Source organism: Chamaesiphon sp. (assembly GCF_041737865.1).
In the GTDB taxonomy this organism is placed as follows: domain Bacteria; phylum Cyanobacteriota; class Cyanobacteriia; order Cyanobacteriales; family Chamaesiphonaceae; genus Chamaesiphon.
The window spans coordinates 1-2798 of record NZ_JBGSQZ010000315.1; the positions used below are offsets into that span (position 1 = coordinate 1).

A 2798-nucleotide genomic window follows, 5' to 3' on the forward strand; every position below is an offset into this window, starting at 1 on the left:
ACCAATTACCTTAATTAATGGGTTGTATGACGATACTCCTGTGGTGTATACCGAGCTGGCAAACTGTCCCGACTGGCTGTTATTGGTGGTAATTATTAATGGCGAACAGTTTCGATTAGATCGTGGTGAAATTATCGCCTATGAGCGGCGACTGGACTTGCGGGATGGGGTTCTGAGTCGATCGATCCGCTGGCGTAGTTCGATCGGTAATACCGTAGATTTAAAGTTCGATCGGTTTGCTAGCTTGGCAGACGAGCCGGTATTAGCAATGCGCTGTGAGATTACGCCGATCGATTTCGATGGCACCATCGAAGTCCAGTCTAGTATTAATGGCTATCCCGAAAATCAAGGCTTCGACCACTGGGAGCATCTCGACCGAGGCAAGACAGAACAAGGAGTCTGGCTGCACGTTCGCACCCGCAGTACCCTGATCGAACTCGGCATGGCTGCAAAAATGACCACAATTAGCTCCGATGCTAAATCGGAAGTCATAAATACACCCGATTGTCCGACCTTGAAGACCACTTTTGTCGCCACAAGGGGGCAGAGTGTCACCGTGGAGAAGCTAGTAACGGTGTTTACTTCTCGCGAAACCAAATCGCCAGTTCAGGTGGCTCAAACCAAATTAGCTCAACTGCCAGCCTATCCAATCCTCCTTGCCGCCCATCAACAAGCGTGGGCAGCAGTTTGGCAACAGAGCGATATCGAGATTGAGGGCGATCTTGACGCTCAGTTAGCCGTGCGCTACAACTTGTTTCAACTCTTCATTGGTGGCTGTACTAATCAAGGATCTATAGATACTGACCCAGACAGCGTTCCTGCCAAAACCTTATCGGGATTTGGCTATCGGGGGCATATCTTCTGGGATACAGAAATTTTTATCTTGCCCTTTTTCACCTTCACGCAACCCGCGATCGCCCGTAGCCTCCTCGACTATCGTTATGGTACCCTAGCTGGAGCAAGGCGCAAAGCCGCTCATGCAGGTTACAAAGGCGCAATGTTTGCCTGGGAAAGTGCGGCAACTGGCGATGAGATGACCCCCAAATGGTCGCTGTCGAGCGATCCTTATGTGGAACCTGTCCGAATTTGGAATGGGGAGCGCGAGATTCATATCAGTGCAGATATTGCCTATGCTGTCTGGCAATACTGGCAAGCAACGGGCGACGATGTGTGGATGCGCGATCGCGGAGCCGAAATTATTCTCGACACTGCTCTATTCTGGCTGAGTCGGGTGGAGTGGCATGAGCAGCAGCAACGCTACGAACTTTGTGGGGTAATTGGTACCGATGAATATCATGAGGATGTGCGAAACAACGCCTATACCAATCGCCTAGTACAGTGGCATCTAGAAAAGGCTGTTGCTGTCCATGAGTGGCTACAGCAAAAGTTTCCAGCGCGGGCAACCGAACTAGCCCAACAGCTACAACTCACACCAGAGCATCTACTAGCTTTCCACACGACGATCGCTCAGATGTACATTCCTTACGATCCGAAGACATTGCTGATCGAGCAGTTTGAGGGTTTTTTCGCACTCCAGGATCTCAACTTGAGCGACTACGAACCGCGCACTCGATCGATCCAATCTGTCCTCGGCATGGCGAAAACAAATCAGAGCCAAGTCATCAAGCAACCCGACGTGCTAATGCTGCTCTATCTCCTATTCAACACGCCAGAATTTGCCAATCGTCAGGATATCTTGCATGAAAACTGGAATTACTACACCCCCCGCACCGATATCACCCAAGGCTCATCCCTCGGCGCATCTGTTCAAGCACTTCTCGCCGCCAGTCTGGATAAGTCCGTAGATGCCTACGAACACTTCATGCGGGCAGCTCTCATCGATCTCAAAAACACTTTCGGCAACAGTGAAGATGGGATTCATGCGGCTTCCGCAGGTGGTGTTTGGCAAGCATTAGTGTTCGGCTTCGGTGGCATCAAGCTGACGGAAAACGGCCCCGTGGCGACTCCCCATCTGCCACCGAATTGGACGCGACTCAAATTTAAACTAAACTGGCGCGGCACCTGGCACCATTTCAACCTCTCGCCCTCAGTTGTTTCAACTACAGATATTCAGGGCTATATCTTCGATGTCGATGGCGTGTTGACAGATACTGCCGAATACCACTACCTGGCTTGGCAACGACTGGCTGATGAAGAGGGATTGCCTTTCGACAGACAGGCAAATGAAGCTCTCCGTGGTGTATCTCGTCGCGAATCGCTGATGCACATCATCGGCATTCGACAGTATTCGGCAGCGGATCTTCAGAAGATGATGGAGCGCAAAAATCATTATTACGTGGAATCGATCGCTACAATTACCCCCCAAGATCTGTTTCCAGGAGCAGTCGAGTTATTAACAGAACTCCGACAAGCGGGGATCAAAATTGCGATCGGTTCTGCGAGTAAAAATGCCCGCACTGTCATCGAGAAATTAGGGATTGGTAATCTGGTGGATGCGATCGCGGATGGTGATAGTGTCGAGGCTCCTAAGCCAGCCCCAGACTTATTTCTCCATGCTGCTGAACAGATCGGACTCGCGCCCGCTCGATGTGTGGTCGTAGAAGATGCCACCGTGGGCGTTCAAGCGGCGATCGCGGCTGGGATGAGATCGATCGGCATTGGCCCAATTACTCGCGTTGGAGCCGCTGATATCGTGTTACCAAACTTAGTTGGCGTTAACCTCGTCGATCTCCAAACTCAACTAAAACTAGCTCCAGCAAAAACCATCCAACCGACAGTCTAATTACTAGGTAGGGTTAATTCATGAATTACTCCTAGATGCGATGACTGGGATGGGG

The 2798-nt window shown here is 50.8% G+C and carries 1 protein-coding gene; it reads left to right on the top strand.

Translation table 11 applies throughout. The annotated features are described in order from the left end of the window. Nucleotides 1-2743: beta-phosphoglucomutase (gene pgmB, locus ACEW9J_RS24645; RefSeq protein WP_373547713.1), on the top strand; the 2743-nt coding region annotated here is incomplete at its 5' end. Nucleotides 2744-2798 lie beyond the last annotated feature (55 nt).